This window comes from Alteromonas sp. ABH4_457 (assembly GCF_056160625.1).
Genome location: NZ_JBSWXN010000003.1, coordinates 432,353 through 453,393 on the forward strand (window position 1 = coordinate 432,353; position 21,041 = coordinate 453,393).

Below are 21,041 nucleotides of genomic sequence, written 5' to 3' on the forward strand. Positions count from 1 at the left end.
CCATTTTTAAGCCTTACTTTGAACGACAAAAAGCGGAGTCTGCAGACTCCGCTTTCAGTTCATGCACTGAATTACATCTTCAGATTCAGTCCCAGATAAATCACACGGCCCAGTGTTGAACCACTGATAAAGCCGTTTGCATCATCATAGTAAACTGCATCTTCGTCGAACAGGTTGTCTACGTTTACAGTAACAGATGCTTCTTCCACAAACTCATATTCGCCTAAATCGTACTTACCGAACAGATTTACTGTGGTCAGAGAGTCTGCTGAAGCAACCGCGTTTTCCCAGCCATCGGTGTGAAGAATACGCACAGTACCCAGCATGTTTTCGTAAGTCGCACCTACCTGAGCTAGCAGGTTGTAGTCACCACGCTCATCGGTACCTTTTTCATCCTGATACGCCGCGCCCTGTACAGGCTGGAATGTTCTGTCCAGTGTATAAGAGCCGGCAACGCTGGCATTCACGCTACCAAAGCTGGTTTGCCATTCTTTAGCGATGTCGAAATCGATACCCGACAGTTTTGTGGCCGTCATATTTTTACGGCGGGCATCGAAAAGGACGTAGGCTGAATTGCCGTCAGCGTAAAGACTCTCGATTGACTGACCGTCAATGCGCATGCCGTCAGCCGCTGCCAGCGCCTCATCCAGTGTTGGATTGATTGTGTAGTAATCCGAGTAACCTTCCGTACTGAACAGTACGCTTGGCGTATAGAACGGCGCAAGGCTGATAGCACTTGAATAGTCCACATCGAAATAGGTCATGCTGACTTTCAAACCCTCAGAGAACTCTGGTGTCCAGTCGAAACCTACGCTGTATGACTCAGATTCTTCAGGCTGCAGCCCGTCGCTACCACCGGCCAGAATAATAGTACCGCGATAGAAATCGCTGGCTTCGCTATCTGGTGCCGTCCAGGGGCTCACACCCAGAGTAATAGCGCGGGTATCAACGGCTGCACCGGAGTCTGCCAGACTTGGCGCCTGGAATGAGGTACCCCATTGTGCACGCAGACGTAAGTTGTCAGTAGGAGAATAATCCACACCAATCTTCGGATTAGTTGTACTGCCCACATCGTTGTAACTGTCGTAACGGATGGATGCAGTAAAGTCGATAGTACCGGCATCGATGTCATCCATCACCGGCACAACCACTTCACTGAAAACAGACTTCACGTTACGTGATGCGGATGTTTCTGTCATTTGCAGGGCATCTGCTGCGCCACCGCCGAACGACACGTCGTAGTTTTGCTTAAAGTATTCGGTACCCACAGCCAGCATCACATCACCGGCCGGTAAAGAATAAATAGCACCATCCAGTGTCAGACGGATCTGATGGTGAGTTTGCTTGGCATCGCCCAGTGTACCGTAGTAAGAAAGGATACTGCTCAGTACCGCAGGATCTGTTGAAGCTACATCGTACGGGTTCAGCGCTGTAGATACATCCGTTCCGGCCAGCGCAGTAGCAACGGCAGTCGCATTTACGCCGGTTTCTTCGCCGTGGGTTTCCGCCCAGCCGTAACTGTATGCGGCTTTCAGACGCCAGTAGTTCGGTAATTCTACGGTCAGCTCCGGCATGAAAGAGAATGCTTTAAAGTCGCTGCTGTTTTTCGCGCCCGGGCCAACTACGTCAGAAAAATTGAAGTCGACAGTTTGCGAAGTTTCATCACCGATAGCAGTAAAATAAGGGTTATCTGATGTAATTGTGCCTGAAGCACCCAGATCCGTTAACGCGTTGGTCGCATCGCCGGTAATATCCACGCCCCAGTCACTGTAGTACGTGTTCAGATTAAGGAAAACGTTGTCAGAAAATTCCTGCTCCAGAGCCAGGAAAATGGTGTCCTGCTTTTGCTCCGGTACATAAGAAATACCATCGTTAGGATCACATAAGTTACTGCCTTCGGTCAGCGTGTCCATGCGGTAACTGGTCCCGTTTGCCGTGATATTGCCCGGGCTGCACTGACGGGTACGGTAGTCACCGCCGCCGTTGCTTGTACTGTCAGCAGTAATAAAATCACGCTCAGAGCCCATCACATCACCGTTTTCCGCATGATAGAAAGACAACATCGCCGCACCGGAATCCCATGAAGTGCCGGCAGTCAGGTTAAGGGAACCTGCGGTATAACTGTCACCGAATCCACCTTCGAGGTTTACGGTCACACCATCTTTCGGACGCTGGGTGATAAAGTTAACCACCCCGGCAATGGCATCAGAACCGTAAATGGAAGAACCACCATCCATTACCACTTCTACCGTGCTTAATACTGATGGAGGAATGGCCGCAGCATTTGGTACGGTTTGGATAATACCGGAACCCGGTAAACGTAAACCGTTCAGCAGTACCAGTGTCGTGCTACCACCACCGGTACCGATATCCCGCAGTTTCGGCATTGGCATGCCCTGACCAATATCAGTCGCCATAGTAGGACGGCTGTTGAAGGTGCTGGTCATTTGCGGAATTTGTGCAAGAAGTTCGTTACTGTCAGGCACACCAATTTCAGCGACATCCTCTTCTGAAATCCCTACAACGTTAGTACCTACCGGTGTTGCACCGCGGATAAGAGTACCGGTTGCTGAACCACGAACTTCAATGGTTTCTACCATTGGATCCGGTTCAGATTGTGCAGACTCTGCTTCCTGTGCAACTGCACATTGAGAAAAAGAAGCAGTGATAAGTGCCGCGAGTACAGAACGGCGGAAAACTGGTGTGGTTGTCAGTCCTGAAAATGAAGCCATTTTCAACTCCTTGCGTGGTTGTGTCAGTGATTTATCTAATTTTTGGCAGCGTGTTATTTTTATTAAAACTGCTCGATATTAATTAACATTGAGGCAACAAAGTACATCGACAATCATATACAGTCAATAACAATCACAAACAAATATGATTAATACCAGCTATTGATAAAATTCGCGAATAAAAAACAACCAATTTTTTCTGGACTGACAGATTGACGCAGAACTGAATGTAAAGTTGATAAAACACGCTTTGCAGCGGATCTAAAATGCGCTAATCACTCTACAGAGCACTACACCGGCGCGGGTTATTCAGTCCGGTTGGTACCACTCACACGCCTCCAAAACCTTTCGTTTCCGGTGACCCGCCGTTAACACATTGACAACATCTATGTGCTTAGGGCAACATGCCAATCACTTTCAATCATAACGTTTCAGAAGACTCGCGCTAATCGCAGGTTTCACTGAACAGATTGCCACCAGGTACGTACCGGAGATTTGCATGCGCAAACTAATACTCACTCTTGCTGTTGCAGCACCCGCCACGTTACTTTCAGCTTGCGGAGGAACTGGCAGCGTCGGAAGTGTTACTGATCAGTTTGATCTTGCAGCACTGAAAACTGAATATCGCACTCAGCCCATTGGCATTGACGTCACCGCGCCCCGTTTCAGTTGGCAGATGTCTGCTAAAGGCGGAGCTAAAGGCCTTAGCCAGTCTGCTTACCGGATCCGCGTAACAGATGAAAACGGCGCGCAGGTATGGGACTCCGGCAAACAAAACTCCTCAGAAGCACTGCATATTACCTATAAAGGCAAACCTTTAAGCCCCCGTACACAGTACACCTGGCAGCTGACGGTATGGGACAGCGAAGGCGATACGAGTGAGGCCACGTCTACTTTTGAAACAGGCTTACTCGATACATCTCTGAATGCCTGGAATGGTGCGACCTGGATTGGTGGCGATGACAACGCCCTCCCCCTGTATGGCGATTATCTGCCTCTCTTCCGTATCGGCGCAGACATCACCATTGCAGAAGGTGGCACAGCCGGCGGTATTGTTTATGCGGCTAATGACCCGAGAATGATGGATAAGTATAAGAACATCTATCAGGTAGAAAGCGGTGAAGACGAGAGTTATTTTAAGATTGAGCTGGACGTGGAAGGTGTTGAAAACGGTGCACCGGCAAAATTAAACTTTTACCGTGCAGGTTACACGCCGGATGACAACGCAGATACGCCGGTAAAATCTTTCGATATTAAGCAATCATTGATCAATGCTTACAACCGTTTTAAACCTCACCACCTGCTTATCAATAATGAATTCGGCAATGTTACCGTTCAGTTAGATGGCAGCCCTGCATTCTGGGTGGGTGCAGATTCTGAAGAAAAATCAGGATTCCAGATGATGTTTCCGCCACTGGTGGAAGGGGCAACGGTACAGCTGAATCCTCTGGGTCACAACCACGACTACGTCACCTATGGCATGCTTAACGATATCGGTGTAGCGGCAGATGCTGGTACAACCGTCACAGTAAGCAACCTGACGGTGAGCAACATGCATACGCCGCACAGCGTGCTGTTTAATGGCGCTGAGCATGGCGCTGAATTCGCAGAAAAATCTACGCAGGTCAGCGATACCAAGGCAGGGATTACTTTCACCGGTTCTGATGACAGCCAGCTGGTTGTTGTTGATACCCAAAGTAACGGTATGCCGCAACTGCGTACTGAGTTTGATGTGGCAGAAAAGGCCGTCAGCAAAGCCCGTTTGTATGTGACCGCGCGGGGCATTTACGAATACTACGTAAACGGTGAAAAGGTCAGTAACGATTATTACAACCCGGGCCTTACCCAATACAACCTGACCCACCTTTATCAGTCTTATGATGTCACCAGTGCCATTCAAAAAGGTGAAAACGCCATGGGCGCACGGCTGGGCGAAGGTTGGTGGAGCGGTATGCTGGGCTTCGGCAACACCTGGAATGGCTTCGGCGATCGTCAGTCATTGCTCGCGCAACTGGTCATTACCTATGAAGACGGTTCTGAGAGTATTGTGGTTACCCAACCGGGCAGCTGGCAGTTCAGCGACACGTCACCGGTAGTGTACGGCAGTTTGTCTATGGGTGAAGTGTACGATGCCCGAATCGCAGAAGCGCAGGCAGGCTGGGCGACCCCGTCGTTTGAAGGCGAATGGGAACCGGCAGCCGAAATTTCTCTTGAAGAAACAAAAGCGCAGAATGTGCAGCCAAATATGATGCGCCCTGCACAAACGCTGTCGTACGACAATATGAAGCTTATCGGGCAAATCGGTGAACCGGCCCGTGAATTTACCACCGTTCAGGCAAAAAGTGTGGAAGAGGTGCGACCCGGCGTGTTTGTCTATGACCTTGGACAAAATATCGTTGGCGTACCTCGTCTGCATTTCCAAGACGGTAAATCAGGCGAAGCCGTTACCGTACGCTTTGCCGAAATGCTCTATCCGGACTTACCGGAATCAGGCCCGAACGTGGGCATGATCATGACAGAAAATTATCGTGCCGCACTCAGTCAGGATATCTATATCATGGCTGACGGCGAGCAAACCTTTGAGCCACATTTCACTTCTCATGGCTTCCAGTACATTGAAGTAACAGGCATTGAAAAACCTCTGCCCCTTGAAGCGGTTAACGGCGTTGTTGTGAGTTCTGTACAGGCGCTGACTGCCAGTTACGAATGTTCAGACGACAAGGTTAATCAGCTATGGTCAAACCTGACATGGTCTAACGTAGATAACTTTCTGTCTGTACCGACTGACTGTCCCCAGCGAAACGAGCGTATGGGCTGGTCCGGCGACATCAACGTGTTTGCCCCTACCGCAACGTATGTGAGTGATGCCTCACAGTTTATGCGTCGCCATTTGCAAGCCATGCGGGATACTCAGGCTGACAGTGGCCGGTATGCAGACGTTGCTCCTGTTGGCGGCGGCTTCGGTGGTGTGCTGTGGGGCGTAGCCGGTATTACCGTCGCGTGGGAAACTTACTGGCAGTATGGTGATAAAGGCTTACTCGCTGAACACTACGCGTCTATGAATGAATACATGACATTCCTGCATGACTCCATCGACAGCGAAACCGGCTTAAGCACTGACTCAGGTTTAGGAGACTGGTTAGGCCCGCAGAACAATCAGTTAGGTGCAGATTATCTGGCTACTGCTTATCACATTTATGCGCTGGATATTATGGCGCAGGTAGCAGCGGTACTGGGCGATGATGCGCAGGCCCGCGAGTACCGCAAACAGTATGATGAACGTAAAGCCTTCTTTAACGATAAGTTCGTTAATGATGAACAGCAAACCGTTGGTCTCGTAGGCGGCCCAAGTATGTTTAATCCGGTGGCTCAACCGGCAGAATGGGCAGTAGCAGACACCCAAACCTCCTTTGCGGTTGGTCTGGCAATGAACGCATTCAACGAAGACAACGCTGCAGCGATGGCAGAGAAGCTGACCCGTTCGGTATCGTCACAAAACGTTGACGATGCAGGGAAAACCCGCCCCGCTTACTCCCTGATGACCGGCTTTATCGGCACGGCCTGGATCAGCAAAGCGCTGTCTGAGAATGGCTATACCGGTGATGCATACCGCTTATTGCTCAACGACCAGTATCCGTCGTGGTTGTATCCTATCGACCAGGGTGCGACAACAATTTGGGAACGCCTGAACGGTTACACGGTTGAAGACGGATTCGGTGGCAATAACAGCATGAACTCCTTCAATCACTATTCATTCGGTGCTATCGGTGAATGGTTAATCAGTCACTCAGGCGGTATTCAGCGACTGAGCCCCGGTTTTAAAACCTTCGCGTTGAAGCCGGAGTTTGATCCGCAGAATGAAATTGACTGGGTAAAAGCAGAATATGATTCACCTTATGGAAAAATTTCGAGCCACTGGCAAGTAAAAGATGGTAAGTTTAACTACCGGGTAACCATTCCTGCTAACACGACAGCAACAATTTCGTTACCCGGCGCGCAACAAGCATTGAAGATTGATGGCGAGAGTGTGAATGCCAGTAAGTTCGTAACTAACGTTTCCCGTGCCGATGAAATGAACATCTTTTCATTAGGCTCTGGTACTTACCAAATCACAGGCGCCGTGAACGAATAATTATCCGGTCAAGGACACGATTAATGAAAAAGCATACAGCAACATTGGGTAGTGCCTGCCTTATCACTACCGCTATGCTTACTGGTTGTGGCGAGAAACCCTCGCCCGGCCAGGTTGAGCAACCGAAGAAAGATAGCGCCCCTGTAAGCCAGGTGGCGGTTAAAACCACCAGCAAAACCGTTATCGAACAGGACGGCCTGACTTTCCGGGATTTGAATGCCGATGGCAAACTTACCCCGTATGAGGACTGGCGTTTACCCGTTGAAGAACGTGTGGCCGACCTGGTCGCCCGCATGACGCTGGAAGAAAAAGCCGGTGAAATGGTGCATGGCACCCTTCCGGGTAAGAACGGCTTTGCGGGTTTTTCTCAGGATGGCTATGACATCGATGTCGCCACATCATTATTCAAAGACAAACACATCGGCAGTTACATCAGCCGCCTGAACATGTCTCCATCAGATCTGGCCGTTGAGAACAACAAAGTCCAGGCGCTGGCAGAAACCACCCGGTTGGGTATTCCAGCGATTATCAGTACCGACCCGCGTAACCACTTCCAGTACGTGTTAGGTGCTGCTGAGTCTACCGATGGTTTCACCCAATGGCCTGAGCCTCTTGGTTTTGGTGCGCTGAACGATCCTGAAGTGACCGAACAGTTTGGTGACATTACCCGTCAGGAATATCGTGCAACCGGTTTTACCATGGCCTTGTCTCCGCAGGCTGACTTAGCCACCGAGCCCCGCTGGCCCCGTATCATTGCCACCTTCGGTAGCGATGCTGGTGAAGTGAGTAAGCAGGTGGGCGCGTACATTCGTGGTTTCCAGGGCAGCTCTGATGGCATCACGCCGGAAGGCGTATCTACCGTTACCAAACACTGGGTGGGTTACGGTGCAGCGGTAGATGGTTTTGATGGCCATAACTACTACGGCCGCAATGCACAGCTGGACGATACCAGCTTTGAAGATCATATCCGTGCATTTGACGGTGCTTTCGAAGCAAAAACCACCGGCATTATGCCCGCGTACCCTATCTTACACGGCATCACTGTAGACGGTGAACCGGTAGAAGCTGTAAGCCCGGGCTTCAATAAACAAATACTGCAAAACCTGCTGCGCGGCGATGCCGGCTTTAAAGGCGTTGTGGTTTCAGACTGGGCGGTAACCCGGGACTGTAGTGAAGAATGTAAGGCACCGACGAAACCACAAGGCGTGCGGGAAATTGCGACGCCGTGGGGGGTGGAGGATCTGACTATTCCTGAGCGTTTCGTGAAAGGTATTACTGCAGGTATCGACCAGTTTGGCGGTGAAGACCAGCCTGAGATCATCGTTAACGCGGTACATGAAGGCAAACTGACAGAAGCGCGCATCGATGAGTCGGCCACGCGTATTCTCACGCTGAAGTTTGAGCTTGGTTTATTCGACAACCCCTACGTGGATGAAGCTACTGCAGCATCGAATGTGGGTAAACCGGAATGGCGGGCACTGGCACGGGAAGTTCAGGCAAAATCTCAGGTGCTACTGAAAAATGCAGATAAGCTGCTTCCACTGGCAGACTCGATGAAGAAAGTGTTCGTTGATGGCTTAAATGCAGAGGCACTCACCGCTCGTGGCTTTGAAGTTGTGACCGATCCGGCCCAGGCCGACTTCGCGATTTTCCGTTTCTCAACGCCAAGTGAAAAACTGCATCCGAACCACTTCTTCGGCAGCCGCCAGAATGAAGGCCGCGTGTCATTCCGCGAAGATGATGAGAAGTATCAGCAAATGTTGGCCGTTAGCCAGCAAGTGCCAACTATTTTATCCGTCTTCCTGGAACGCCCCATGGTCATGGGTGAATTGAACAATACCGCAGGCGCTATTCTGGCTAACTTCGGTAGTGCTGACGATGCCGTGATTGATGTGCTTACCGGCAAGGTATCACCCACCGGCACCCTGCCACTGGAACTGCCGTCTTCTGATGAAGCTGTAGAAGCACAGAAACCCGGTTACGCAGACGACAGCGAAAACCCGCTGTACAAGCGCCGCGCGGGACTGACGTTCTAATCCTGATGTTTAAGCGCTAATGAAAAGGCAGCTTCGGCTGCCTTTGTTATTTTTAGTGTTCTTCATCTCATTGATGAAGTCAGCTTTGATATCAATGAAATAATAAAAGCAGTCCGCCTACTTCTTCTCGTAGTATCGCTTAAGTACGTCGAAGGCCTGTTTTTTCTCGCCTTTTTCAGACATGAGGCCTTTGCGATTAAAGTCGTCCTGTATTTCGGGAAGCAATCGACGAGGAGAGCGAAAATCGGTCAAAATCCAGGGGGACATACCACTTAACCCGTCAATTTTATCCAACATGGTGACAGTTTTATCGTAAAGATCTGCTTGATATTCTTCTGTCCATCGCTCGTCTTTCTCTCCATGCAGACCATATTTCGCGCCAGCACCAAATTCGCTTACAAACACGGGTTTGTCATAAGGAATACGCCACGAAACTTTCGTAAGTAATTCAGGTGTACCACCATACCAACCAATATATTGATTGAAACTAACAATATCGACTGCTTCCGCCAGCGGATCTTCAACCACTGTCAGGTTTTCAACTTCACTGTCCCAATGGTTCTCCATAGCTGCAGAAATCAGGCGAGTACCATCGAGTTCACGAGCAGTATCAATCAAATCGGTAAGAAATTTAGTCCGCTCAGCTTTAACCGGCGTCTCGTTAGCAATGGACCAGATGATGACATTAGCGCGATTGCGGTCGCGAATAATCATGTCAGACAGTTGAGTCTCCGCATTTTCATACGTCTCTTTGTTAGTCCACGCGATTGTCCAGTAAACCGGAATTTCAGACCACACCATGATGCCGCGCTCTTCAGCCAAACGCACCATATCTTCGCTATGAGGATAGTGAGCTAACCGAATGAAGTTCACTCCCAAAGATTTTGCCCAATCTAGCTGCGTTTTTCTGTCCTCGTGAGAGCTTACTCGTCCCCCGCCATTCTTAGCGAGCTCCTCGTGCAGGCTTATTCCTTTTAGAAACACCGGCTCACCATTCAGTAAAATCTGCTTACCTTTTGTCTCAATGGTTCTAAAACCCATTTTGTCAGTGATACTGTCGGTTTCACTCTTTATTTCAACTTCATAAAGCTTAGGTGATTCAGGAGACCACAACGAAAGCTGTGGTGCCGAAATACTAAACGAAGCTAAACCCTGCTTGTCAGTTTTCACTTTAACCGACTTGTTTAATTCAGGAATAGAAACCGTAATAGCCTGCTTTAACTTCTTACCTGACAGCTGAACCTCACCCTTTATGCTTCCTGACTTATGATCTGTAAGCTTTATCTGGTGGCCTGAAATAAAAGTATCAGGCACAGAAATGAGATCGACATCACGAGTCAAACCACCGTAATTCCACCAATCTGTGTTCAGGGTAGGAATTGCTTCTTTGTAGCGTTTATTATCAACCCTCACAATGAGTGAGTTCTCGCCGTTGCGAAGATGCTCTGTAGCTTCAAAAGCAAAAGGTGTAAAGCCGCCTTCATGCATGCCTAGTTTTTTCCCGTTCAGATAAACATCAGCACGATAATTGGCCGCTCCAAAGCGGAGGAAAGTGCGGTCACTATTCGTTTCTGCGGTGAAAATTTTGCGATACCACAGCGTACCTTCATAGTAATAGAGCTTCTCACTTTGTGTGTTCCAGTCACTGGGAACGGTAATTTCTTCTGCTTTGTCGAAACTATACTCTATAAGGTCAGATTTATTCTGCGGCTTTGAATCCAGGAAGAACGCATCTCGAGTAGGGCTCTCTTTTCGATCCCGCTGCTGCCAGCGATAGTCATAAAACCCCAGTTCGTAAGGATCGACATGATATTTCCATTTCCCGTTCAGACTTTGTTTGTCGTGCAGGTAAAGATCAGGAATTACATCTGCCAGTATTTCTGTGCTACTGAAAACAGCTATTCCCATAACGATCCAGCGCATCATAATTTTAAATTGCCTTTTTTCCATGATTACATCCTTTAATAAGCATTGTGTTGCTAGCGAGGCGAAACTACGTACTTCCCACCGCTAAGCACAAAAATTTCAGAAGCCTTCTGATTCGTTAAAATAGTACCCCTGTTCAATTCAGCTATAGATATCGTCGCTGTGTTACCCCAGCCCAACTTACTCAAATCAACTTCTGCCAAGACATTGGGTGGAACTGAAAACGTAAGTGGCGAGGTAATACGGGCGGAGTTGTAACTCATTTCAACGATCCCTCTAATCGTCGGCACTGTTATGTCAAACGAGGAAACAGAAGCTGGTGCTGGAGATACCGATATCCTGGCAGCTCCCGCGGACAACACTCGAATACCGGCAAGGAATCTGGGTATGATATTGGCCGGTGCCGAGCCCCACGCATGTGAGAAGGTCGTGTTCGGTTTAATCTCCGGGTCCCAGGCCTCCATGACAATAGTCGCATCGTGTTTATTGATCATATTTAGCCAACTGAATGTGGCATCGCTGGTCATTACGCTAAGAGCCGTTTCATATTGCCCCGTCAGATACAGCCCCTCCAGAAGAAATTGCGCTGCATAGGCACTCACTTGAACGCCGCGCTTTTTAATATCTTTAGTTAGCGCTTCGCCGATGGCAGGAAGCTTTGATTTTTCAGCGACACCTAACGCGAGCGCGAAGATAGTGGCATGCTGTGAAGCGTGTATCGATAAATGCCCGTCAAGATATCGGCTGGCAGCGTCATCGAATAGATACTGATTAATTGCCTGTCGCATTCTCTCTGCAATCTGATTAAACCGACGTTGATCTTCTGTTTTACCTAGCACGCCAGCAATGTTCGCAATTGCGATAAGAGACGCATACTGCCAACAATTAACAACAGTATTCACTTCTTTAAAATCAAAGCTGTCACGGTTAGACATTGGCCAATCCACCAGGTCGCCATTAACCTCGCTGGATTCCCCAGGCGGCTTTTGCACGAGTCCAACTGGATTGATGTTCTCTAATAACTGATTCTCTAACATCAACGGATAATCTTCGGCGAGTTGATGCCCGTCACCAGAATGAAGATAGTCTTGCCACGCTAGCGTAGACGTCAGTAAACGGTATTCCGTTGGCCAGGTAGGATTACGAATCAGGTAAGAGACAGAGTATTTAGCCAACCCGAATGAACGCTGAGTATAGTATTCGGATAGCTGGTTAATAATTGCATCACCCTCATAAGGGCCGCGTTCCCGGGTTGGTGTATCCTGATATAAATCTTGTCGGGTGGCTTTTATTGAGTAATGACAGAGATCCCAGACTTTATTCAGCGATGCCAGGTTGCTAATGAACGACGACTGCGTATCGTCCCACGGCATCTCTAGTACTTCAGCGGTGAGGGATGATGAAATCTCTAAAGGAGCAGTACTGATGACTTCTGCCCAACGAAAGGCCCGGTATCCCCAATGAGAGAGTGACTGATGCCCATCCCGAAGAGTCCACACATCCCGATAAATCGGGAAAGCCCGCAACTTGTAGCGGACAGTACCGTCAGGGTTTAGTTCTTCACCTAAACGAATTTCAACAATTTGTCCTGCAGTTCCATGCCCTGAAAATGCTATTCCTCCAACAACCTCCTTACCGAAATCAAGGATCCAGTGGTGCTTTCCCACCTGCTCGATAGAAGCTGGTAGCCGCTTTGTAAGCTGAGCAGAATCTACCTTAGCCGGACGCATATCTGACAATGCAATATCAGTAACAGCCGCTGAATTCCACTCTCCACTTTGCTTGCCCGCACTTTTCCAATTCTTTGGTTCGTATCGCGCGTCGATAAATTCATTAGGGCCGTGGTAATACATATCAGTAAAGGTGCCAGCATCCGGCATCCATCTTTCAGCCCCCATCACCATCCAGCTTTCATCAGATAAAACTTGCAGGCGAGAACCATTTTTGAACTGAACTATGAGCTCTGCGGTGAAAAATTGCTCATCAATACTGAAACACTGCGCAGCGAGTGTATTGTCGCCTTCTACAATTAAACCCGTGACATCATAGGTATGGAATCGATGTTCCGATGACATTGGTCGGACAGGTCCAACCCCGACAATTTCGCCATTGAGCCAGCATTTGTAAACGTATTGCCTGGAGGGCTTAGTGCTGCCTCCAGACAACTTTAGCCACGCATGCGCTATGCCAATATCGGAGATAGCGAACGTTTTACGAAAGAATGCCCAGTCACTTTGCTTATGTGTCGCCGGCAGCCAAATTGGTTTTGCTGGCCACTGCCCAGTTTGGGGAGCAGTAATAATTTTATATGGTGCCGACCACTGAGATACATTTTTCTCATCCCATGTACGTACACGCCAAAAATAGACAGCATCAGGCTGCAACAGAATATCTTGGCTAAACTCGACCGAGGATGATTGCGCCGAGATACTTTTACCGCTATCCCATAACGTGTTACCAAGCTCTAGCGCTTCTTCTGATGAAGCTATCTGCACCTGGCTAGCTATCTGGATAGCTTGTGATTCTGGTAAAAGCCAACTAAAGCGTAAAGTCTCAGAGTCGATACCGAGAGCTTCATCTCTTAGTGCCAACATCAGCTTACAAGGACGCTCAGCGATAGAACTAGCAGTAGAATTAGACGCACAGCCGACTTGATGTAACACCAGCGCGCCGCCACCGATAGCTAATCCCGCTTTAAGTACGTGGCGTCGCCCATTATCAATTTGCTGTTTAGAACGCATATCGAGCCCCGACGATAACAGTTCTGCCGTCAAAATCAGTTCTTCTGGGACGATTCATATTCCCTTCGAATTCTACCAGCGGCTCTTCCGTTAAATTAAATGCTTCAAAAGTGAGTACTGCATTTTCTGTAAGGTTATAGGATGCTGAGGCGTCTAGCTGTCCTCTGGCATCAACAGAACGTGCAGCTCCCGAGAATGTGCCGCCAGCAGCCATCTGATACTCATCTCGCCAATTGTATGCAAAACGAATGGCATAACTATCAGCCTCGTAAAACACAACAGCGTTGTAGTTTCTTTCAGATACGCCTGCTAATACGGCATCCGTTCCGTTAATTTGCCCACTGACATCAATAAAAGTAAAGTTGAAAAGACCTCCGAAACCACTCCAAAATCCGTCCAGGAAATCTAAATTTTGCTGTATTGATAACTCGGCGCCAGTGACATCAATAGTGTCAGCCGTATTTTGCTGTTGTGAAACAATAATGCCTGTGCCATCTGGCGTGTAACAATCGAATACACCCTCACTATCCAGTACGCCTGTGCCCGTAAGAGAACTAAACGGAAGTCCACCACCATCTGCCGGGCACAAATTCACCGATGTAATAAAGCCGTCAATTTCTTTTTTGAACAGCGCCACGGTAATCGCACCGCCAGGTCGGTTGTACCATTCCAATGACATGTCGTAGGAATTTGCGCTATAGGGTTCCAGATTTGAGTTACCCAGAGTAGCACTAATTGGATTTGGATTAGTCGTGTCTGTTGATACCGAGACAGTCTGAGCTGGCGAGTTATCGCGATTCAGCGGTCTCACAATAGTGTTGCTATAGGCAAGTCGAAGAATAAGGTCTTCATTTAGGTTTATCGCAACATTAGCTGAGGGCAGAAGGTCATCGTAATCATTGGTAGTCGAAATTTGCTCAATGACACCATTGTTATTCCGCAAGGACTGTAGATCGGTGGTGTAATCAACATAACGAGCGCCAAAATTGCCCCGGTATTCAAAACCAGAAATTACGCCATCGAATAATAACTTAGCGTAAACATCCGTGGATTTTGTTTTCGCTTCATAGTTGCCATTGAGTACAGCCCCATCGAACGGATTTATAACCCAGCCAGCGGTGCCTAGCGCATACCCTTCTGGCACAGTTACAGGTTGCAAGCGGCTTTCTAAGACAGACGGATCAATTGATGTCCAGTTATTCAGAGTAGAGAGTTCTCCTCCCATAAAAGAAGCGCCACCAAGATAATGAACGTCATTGACAAAATCGTTATTGATAAATTCTGACGACAGGTTATCGATGCCTAGAACAGTATGTCGCTGACGCATACTTTCTTCTGTTCCATCGGTGTATAAAGCGCCAATCTCCAGTCCATTCACCGCACCGAAATCCAAGTAACGTTTGGCATTAACGCTAAGTACATTCATGTCTGTTTCTATATCACTGTCGGTGTCGGCAATGATGATTCGATTGTATCCGCCAATAGCTGCAGGTGCTTCCAGTACATGCGGAGGTGAAGCAACGTAATCCCCCAGAACATTACCGAGATCCCCTACATCTGCGAAACCAACCCCCGCTCCATCTGTAACATCCATAGAAAACCCTTTCCAGTCGGCGCCGCCTGTAAAGAGATCTGCTACAAGCCCGTTTTCGCCGCCATAACGGTAATCATATTGAATAGTCCGGGTTTCATTTTTACCCCTGGAGTGCGCAATAGCTGCATCAATATTCCAATTGTCCAGCATCCAGTTCCAAGCCCAGTTGATGTTCAAAACTTCGTCTTTCATCGAACCAGGGCGTGGGCCCTGCGTTGTATCAACATTTGTCAGGCGGACATCAGTTACCACATACTCAGGATCTCCGCTTGCGTTATTACCAGCGAAAACAGGATCGCTTAGCGCCTCTACATTTGTCGTGCTTCCCTGATCTGATACAACCCATATGTCAAAAGGGCGATCCATATCTCTGCCCGAATACAAAATTGAAAGCTGAGTTTCTACTTTGTCGGACAATTTATATTGAAGGGCCGTTGAAACGCCAAGATTGTTACCGTCATAACTAGATACGATTTGACGAGCTTGACCTGGATAATAAACGTTTCCGCCGTCAGCCATTGTAACCGGGTTGCCACTCGCATCATTGAGCTGGGAATATCGTGTTACCAGTGTGGTATCGCGACGGTAATTGTCCTGTGATGCTACAACGGCAAAAGTAACACCAAGATCATCATTAATATGCTGGGTTGTAGAAAGGAAGCCTGACGGGTTAGTCGATTCCGTCAGTGATTCATATGTCCCTTTCACACCGATTGTTGTCGCACCATCCTTCAAGTCCAGTGGCTTAGAAGTCTTCAAGTTAATTACACCGCTTAGCCCCCCTGCAGGAGTGCTGGCTGTGGGTGATTTCATCACTTCGAGTCCGGAAAATAGGTCAGACTGGAATACCCCAAATGATGTACCACCCTCATCAACGGGATCAGCAAACGGAAGTCCATTTATTAAAGTTCTGGAAAAGTCATCGGGTAACCCCCGGAGATTAATACTTGCATCCCTTGGACTGTTATTGGGGTTCGAATTACTGCGATTAATCTGCACGCCTGTAATTCGCTGTAGTGATTCCCCTAAATTTAAGTCGGGAAATGTCCCCATTGAATTGGCAGAAATTCCATCAACAATAGAGTCGGAATTGCGTTTGTTTTGAAGTGCATCCTGCAGGTTTCGGCTGTATGCACCTCGCACCTCAATAGTTTCGATGTCCTCGTCTATGACTTCTGCTTCCTGAGCATTAACACTCATCGTAGATACGCTGAGAACCAAACCTACAGAAGCCGCCAAACTACAAATTTTAAATCCATTTTTTTTCAAATTAATCATGCCAAATCCCTCGAATTAAAGGAGCATTGCAGCAAATCAATTCATCAATTTGCTACAATTGTTAATTAAAATCACGCACAAGCAATCACTTTCCATCAAAATTAACTTTTAGTTAACAGCAAATCAAGTGGCTTGACCAATTTTATTTAATTTTTTTCAAATTTGACTGAAAGCGGGTATTGAAGTGACATTTTAGGCAGTTATTCACGAATATAATGCGAGAGGGAAAAATAGGCCTTACCAAAGTAGTAGGATGAAGGAAGTATGATAGGAGATGTTGTGCTCCCGGAATGCTTTTAAAATAAGTATACAGACGACAGCGAAAACCCGCTATATAAGCGCCGTGAAGGTTAAACGTTCTGATCCTGATGTTTAAGCGCTAATGAAATAGGCAGCGTTCATTCGCTGCCTTTTGGTTTTTAGTGTTCTTCATCCCGCAACGTAAGCACTTCGAACCCGGTTTCAGTCACCAGAATGGTGTGCTCCCATTGTGCTGAGAGCTTTTTGTCGCGGGTCACCACTGTCCAGCCGTCTTTCTTTTGTTTCGTCTTATAGGTGCCCTGATTGATCATCGGCTCTATGGTAAATGTCATGCCCGGCACTAAATGCATGCCTGTGCCCTTACGGCCATAATGCACAACTTGCGGTTCTTCATGCATTTCACGGCCAATACCGTGCCCGCAGTAATCCCGCACTACACTGAAGCCTTCCTTTTCCACATGTGACTGAATGGCATGACCAATATCCCCCAGCGTCGCGCCTGGTTTTACGGTTTCGATGCCTTTCCACATGGCTTCGTAAGTCGTATCTACCAGCTTTTTCGCAATGGGTGATACTTTACCGATGCAATACATTTTGCTGCTGTCGGCAATAAAGCCATTTTTCTCCAGCGTGATGTCCACATTCACGATATCACCTTCCCGCAGCTTCTTTGCCACCGACGGCACGCCGTGACAGACCACTTCGTTTACCGATGAATTAAGCACATATTCATAGCCATACTGCCCTTTGCTGGCCGGTCTTGCCTGCAAAGTATCAGTGATGAATGCATCGACGAAATCGTTCACTTCCATGGTGGTCATGCCGGCCTGAATTTCTTTGTTCAGTGCATGAAATACGCTCGCCAGGAGCCGGCCGGATTCGCGCATCAGTTCGATTTCCTGCGCTTTTTTTATCGATACATTACTCATGAACCAGTCTCACTGTTGATACGTTTTGCTGACGTTTTTCCTGTTCCAGAATTTGTTCATACGTAAGCGTGGGATTCTGCTCTGCAAGTCTCCCGATTTTCATCCAGAACTCTGCCTGTGAATTGATAGAACGCTCCATCACCACACTGTTTTTACGCACTTCTTCATGAAGTTGGTCGGAGATTTTGACAATGCCCATGCCTACACCAATAAAATATGATTTGCTACATATTGCTACACATTATAAAAAGAGTCAAAAGGAAGTCTGCTTAGTCATTCAAAGCCGTATTTCACGATACCTGCATTCGTCGAACCAGTAGTCATCCGGGTTCAACACTCTCTTCCCCCCAGCCTTGCTTTACCAGCCGGAAAACCGGCATAGTACTGACTTGAACGCAGAAAGATTGCGTCCCTGCCGCGATTTAGCTGATAATTTTTGAACGCACTAAATGACGGTGAAAAAGTCGCTGGAGTACCTGCTTTGGGTGTTATGAAGAAACTACTGGTCTGGTCGCTGGCCATTGTGTCGCTGCTGTTTGTCAGCGGTTTTTTATTTGTGAAGTTGTCGCCGTTATTTGGTGGTAAGCCTGATGATCAGACCCGGACGCGGATGCTGGCTTCCGATAACTTTAAAGACGACATTTTTGTTAACCGCCACCCTGTTTCCGACGATCCCGACAGCCCGAAGCCTCCCATGGGAAAGTGGCTGAATTCGGTTATCTTCCCGCCGGCGGGTAAGCACCCTTCCGGCTTGTTGCCGGCGAAATTGCCGGATTTTGCTGCACAGCAAACACCGTCGTTTACCTGGTTCGGACACTCCACCATTCTTATCAATACCGGTTCAATGACTGTGCTGACGGATCCTGTATTTTACCGCGCTTCACCTGTGTGGCTGATTGGCACACCGTATCCGGCGGATAAAGAGCTCACTATCGACGGTCTTCCGTATATCGATGCGGTGCTGATTTCTCATGACCACTATGATCATCTGGATGCGAAAGCCATCGCAGAGCTTGATAGTAAAACGGGTCACTTCTATGTACCTCTTGCTGTGCGTGCTCATTTACTGAAATGGGGTATCGACGACAGTAAAATTACTGAGCTGGACTGGTTCGGGGATGCCATGCTGAAAGACACGCGGTTTGTTTTTACGCCGTCGAAACATTTCAGCGGCCGCAAACCCGGACAACGCAATGACACATTGTGGGGTTCGTGGGTTGTTCAGGCACCTGAAGTGTCGGTATATTTCAGTGGTGACGGTGGCTACAGCCCCGATTTTGCCGAAATAGGAAAGCAGTTTGGTCCTTTCGATATGGCATTTATGGAAGACGGTGCTTACAGCCCCTACTGGCCGGAAATCCACATGTTGCCGGAAGAGTCCGTGCAGGCATCGCTGGATGTAAAGGCTGAAAACGTGATGCCAATTCACTGGGGTAAGTTTGACCTCGCTTTTCATGACTGGAACGAGCCGGTGATCCGGTTCACCAGGGCCGCCGAAAGCAAGAACCTGAATGTAGCAACACCGCACATTGGCGAAACTTTCACGCTGGACTCGCTGCCGCAGCAAAAATGGTGGTAATGACTAGTTGCTTACACTGGAAAAACATGTCATTTAATATTTTAAATGAACAAAACTATTGCGATATCGTTAGTCGATCTGCACCTGTACCCGAGACAAAATAATGCCACACTCCCCGGATGTTTCAGTTTCCATTATTAAATCAATTGATTCCGTACCCCATATTTTAAAACTTGTGGCTGAAAGTACCGGGGTTGGCTTTGTCTGTATCGCGCACGTAACGCCAGATAGCTGGACCGTTTGCGCCATACATGATGAAGTGGACTTTGGCCTTACAGTAGGCGGCAAACTGGATGTGACCTATACACTTTGCAACAGTGTAAGAGCAATGGAAAAAGAAATTGTTATTGAGCATGCGGACGAGGATCCGTTATATGCAGATCATCCTGTTCCAAAGATGTTTAACTTTCAAAGCTATTTTTCCTTTCCACTTCATGATGAACAGGGAAGATTTTTTGGCACTCTTTGTGGATTAGATAAAAAAGCTCTTGCTTTAAACAATGACAAAGTTTTAAGCCTACTAAGTTCATTTTCAGCCCTAATCACCAGACAAATCGAGTATGCTGCAGCATTTTCTGAAGCAAAATACCAGTGGCAGCACCAAAAAGAAGCTGTTCAATTGCGCGAACAAAACATAGCGATACTTGGTCATGATCTACGAACACCGCTCTCTACTATTTCCGTTGGATTAGATGTAATAGAAAATATTACGAACGAACCACAGACTGCGAAAGTAGTTAAAATGATGAGAGCGAGTACATTTCGCATAGAAAGATTAATTAGCGATGTAATGGATTTCGCTCATACCCGGGCTAGCCAGGGCGTTATCGTGCAACGAAGAAAGACGGATGAATTGGGAGACAAGCTTTCTCATGTAGTGGCCGAATTATCGAATAATTATCCCGCCGCGAAAATTACCGGCGACATTGTCATTAATGATGTGATCTACTGCGATCCGGATCGACTTTCGCAACTCTTATCCAACCTTCTGATTAATGCATTGATTCATGGTGAAGATGGCCGCCCCGTAACTGTTAGCGCTCAAGCTGAAAAATCAATGCTTTGTATTGAGGTGGCAAATTATGGCCCTACAATCCCGGTGGAAGCCATTGACAGATTGTTTCAACCTTTTTGGCGGCAAGAAGCCGGACGGGAAAGTGAAGGTCTGGGGTTAGGTTTGTTTATAGCCTCAGAAATTAGTAAAGCGCATGATGCAAAACTATTCGTGAGCTCTGAATCTTCTCACACAGTATTCTCTTTTCATATGCCGGTACTACCAGCTTCAATGACCACCACAAACGATAATCACTAAGTCTCACACAGCGTTATTAGTAAAACTCATTAATGCACAGTAATCCTTCGGGTCGATCTACCAGAGCAAAAATGTCACACTAGACGTTTTGCAATGAAAGCCTCATAGCCATGAAAATACATCGAATTAATCCCACCCGACGCTGGTCTGAAGTCACTGTTTTTAACGGTATTGCGAACTTCGTTGAAGTACCGGAAGACGAAAGCGCCACCACTATCGAAGCACAGGTAAAAGCCGTGTTTTCTCAGGCTGAAGCCATGCTGGCACTGGTGGGCAGCGACAAGTCCCGTATTCTTACTGTCACTATTTACATTACCGACTTTGCCAATGTTGACCGCCTCAATGCCGTATGGGACGAATGGTTTGACGAAGGGACAGCCCCCAGCCGCGCCTGTGTGAAAGTGGAACTGGCTGATCCGGACTGGCTGGTAGAAATGGCGTTTACGGCTGCAGCCGGTGAAGACTACCTGTAAATCCGCCACCCGTTTACCCTCTGAGTGGTGCAAATATGTACCACTTTC

General features: G+C 47.8%; 11 protein-coding genes. 5 read left to right on the top strand and 6 right to left on the bottom strand.

Features of this window, described 5'->3' with window-relative positions; all coding sequences use genetic code 11:
• Nucleotides 1-71: 71 nt before the first annotated feature.
• Nucleotides 72-2,732 (bottom strand): TonB-dependent receptor plug domain-containing protein, encoded by a 2,661-nt coding sequence (locus ACXAGR_RS08425; protein WP_474844012.1) that lies wholly within the window; start codon nt 2,730-2,732, stop codon nt 72-74.
• A 499-nt stretch (nt 2,733-3,231) separates the two neighbouring features.
• Here ACXAGR_RS08425 and ACXAGR_RS08430 point away from each other — a divergent pair, with 499 nt between their 5' ends.
• Nucleotides 3,232-6,864: a family 78 glycoside hydrolase catalytic domain gene (locus ACXAGR_RS08430; protein ID WP_474849309.1), complete on the top strand. Its 3,633-nt coding sequence runs from the start codon at nt 3,232-3,234 to the stop codon at nt 6,862-6,864.
• Nucleotides 6,865-6,887: 23 nt separating this feature from the next.
• On the top strand, nt 6,888-8,900 hold the full coding sequence (locus ACXAGR_RS08435) for a glycoside hydrolase family 3 protein (protein WP_474844014.1): 2,013 nt from the start codon (nt 6,888-6,890) through the stop codon (nt 8,898-8,900).
• A 117-nt stretch (nt 8,901-9,017) separates the two neighbouring features.
• Here ACXAGR_RS08435 and ACXAGR_RS08440 read toward each other — a convergent pair whose 3' ends face one another.
• The 5 genes from ACXAGR_RS08440 to ACXAGR_RS08460 all read right to left on the bottom strand — a co-directional run bounded on the left by ACXAGR_RS08440 (nt 9,018) and on the right by ACXAGR_RS08460 (nt 17,828).
• Nucleotides 9,018-10,850 carry a glycoside hydrolase family 2 protein gene (locus ACXAGR_RS08440; protein WP_474849311.1) on the bottom strand — a complete coding sequence of 611 codons (1,833 nt, stop codon included), beginning with the start codon at nt 10,848-10,850 and terminating at the stop codon, nt 9,018-9,020.
• A gap of 29 nt (nt 10,851-10,879) precedes the next feature.
• Complete coding sequence (locus ACXAGR_RS08445; protein ID WP_474849313.1) at nt 10,880-13,567, bottom strand: family 78 glycoside hydrolase catalytic domain; 2,688 nt, start codon at nt 13,565-13,567, stop codon at nt 10,880-10,882.
• Nucleotides 13,557-16,439, bottom strand: coding sequence for a TonB-dependent receptor (locus tag ACXAGR_RS08450; protein ID WP_474849315.1), 2,883 nt, complete (start codon nt 16,437-16,439; stop codon nt 13,557-13,559). The genes ACXAGR_RS08445 and ACXAGR_RS08450 overlap by 11 nt, the downstream gene beginning before the upstream one ends.
• A 419-nt stretch (nt 16,440-16,858) precedes the next feature.
• Nucleotides 16,859-17,629, bottom strand: a complete 771-nt coding sequence (gene map, locus ACXAGR_RS08455; protein ID WP_474844018.1) for a type I methionyl aminopeptidase — start codon at nt 17,627-17,629, stop codon at nt 16,859-16,861.
• Complete coding sequence (locus ACXAGR_RS08460; RefSeq protein WP_303573285.1) at nt 17,622-17,828, bottom strand: ParD-like family protein; 207 nt, start codon at nt 17,826-17,828, stop codon at nt 17,622-17,624. The genes map and ACXAGR_RS08460 overlap by 8 nt, the downstream gene beginning before the upstream one ends.
• Nucleotides 17,829-18,065: 237 nt before the next feature.
• Between ACXAGR_RS08460 and ACXAGR_RS08465 the strand changes: the two genes are divergently transcribed.
• From ACXAGR_RS08465 to ACXAGR_RS08475, 3 genes are all read left to right on the top strand, one after another.
• On the top strand, nt 18,066-19,208 hold the full coding sequence (locus ACXAGR_RS08465; protein ID WP_474844019.1) for an MBL fold metallo-hydrolase: 1,143 nt from the start codon (nt 18,066-18,068) through the stop codon (nt 19,206-19,208).
• A gap of 103 nt (nt 19,209-19,311) precedes the next feature.
• Nucleotides 19,312-20,520, top strand: coding sequence for a sensor histidine kinase (locus tag ACXAGR_RS08470; RefSeq protein WP_474844020.1), 1,209 nt, complete (start codon nt 19,312-19,314; stop codon nt 20,518-20,520).
• Nucleotides 20,521-20,630: 110 nt separating this feature from the next.
• Entirely contained in the window at nt 20,631-20,993 is a 363-nt protein-coding gene (locus tag ACXAGR_RS08475; protein WP_303573281.1) for a RidA family protein, read from the top strand.
• Nucleotides 20,994-21,041: the final 48 nt, after the last annotated feature.

What these genes read in the sequence shown, in the direction of transcription:
- ACXAGR_RS08425 (WP_474844012.1), bottom strand. Translation starts at nt 2,732, where the DNA reads ATGGCTTCATTTTCAGGACTGACAACCACACCAGTTTTCCGCCGTTCT.
- ACXAGR_RS08430 (WP_474849309.1), top strand. Translation starts at nt 3,232, where the DNA reads ATGCGCAAACTAATACTCACTCTTGCTGTTGCAGCACCCGCCACGTTA.
- ACXAGR_RS08435 (WP_474844014.1), top strand. Translation starts at nt 6,888, where the DNA reads ATGAAAAAGCATACAGCAACATTGGGTAGTGCCTGCCTTATCACTACC.
- ACXAGR_RS08440 (WP_474849311.1), bottom strand. Translation starts at nt 10,850, where the DNA reads ATGGAAAAAAGGCAATTTAAAATTATGATGCGCTGGATCGTTATGGGA.
- ACXAGR_RS08445 (WP_474849313.1), bottom strand. Translation starts at nt 13,567, where the DNA reads ATGCGTTCTAAACAGCAAATTGATAATGGGCGACGCCACGTACTTAAA.
- ACXAGR_RS08450 (WP_474849315.1), bottom strand. Translation starts at nt 16,439, where the DNA reads ATGATTAATTTGAAAAAAAATGGATTTAAAATTTGTAGTTTGGCGGCT.
- map (WP_474844018.1), bottom strand. Translation starts at nt 17,629, where the DNA reads ATGAGTAATGTATCGATAAAAAAAGCGCAGGAAATCGAACTGATGCGC.
- ACXAGR_RS08460 (WP_303573285.1), bottom strand. Translation starts at nt 17,828, where the DNA reads ATGGGCATTGTCAAAATCTCCGACCAACTTCATGAAGAAGTGCGTAAA.
- ACXAGR_RS08470 (WP_474844020.1), top strand. Translation starts at nt 19,312, where the DNA reads ATGCCACACTCCCCGGATGTTTCAGTTTCCATTATTAAATCAATTGAT.
- ACXAGR_RS08475 (WP_303573281.1), top strand. Translation starts at nt 20,631, where the DNA reads ATGAAAATACATCGAATTAATCCCACCCGACGCTGGTCTGAAGTCACT.